Below are 324 nucleotides of genomic sequence, written 5' to 3'. Positions count from 1 at the left end.
CTATATAAAGGACATTTATGTCAGTCTGCGTGCGCTTTCCAATTATTAAGTGACGCACACGTAAATTTGGATCTTTTAACCGAAATCGTATTAACGCAGTGTTTACGCACAACGTTTCAACAAACCCATCACGGGCTCCGCGAACGACAGGCTCAGCAAGTGGCTCCTTTACTTTCCTCCGTTCCCATCCTCGTGCATTATTCAAGAGTGCTTCCGTATGTCCGTCACGCAGAAGGACTACAGTTCCAGACAGGATGTTTCTGATCACCTGCCTCAAACGATCCGTTGACTCCAGTTCATTTGTAACCGGTTTTTCATAGGTAC

The 324-nt window shown here is 45.7% G+C and carries 1 protein-coding gene; it reads right to left on the bottom strand.

Annotated features, from left to right (window positions below; all coding sequences use genetic code 11):
- On the bottom strand, window positions 1-268 hold a 268-nt coding region (locus SB773_RS30720), incomplete at its 3' end, for a spore germination protein (protein ID WP_410594011.1).
- Between the last annotated feature and the right edge of the window lie 56 nt (window positions 269-324).

Origin of the sequence: Bacillus sp. SIMBA_074 (assembly GCF_046534555.1) — a bacterium.
GTDB lineage: Bacteria > Bacillota > Bacilli > Bacillales > Bacillaceae_G > Bacillus_A > Bacillus_A mycoides.
The sequence above is the reverse complement of the archived record's forward strand: the minus strand, read 5'-3'. Positions and strand labels throughout refer to the sequence as shown.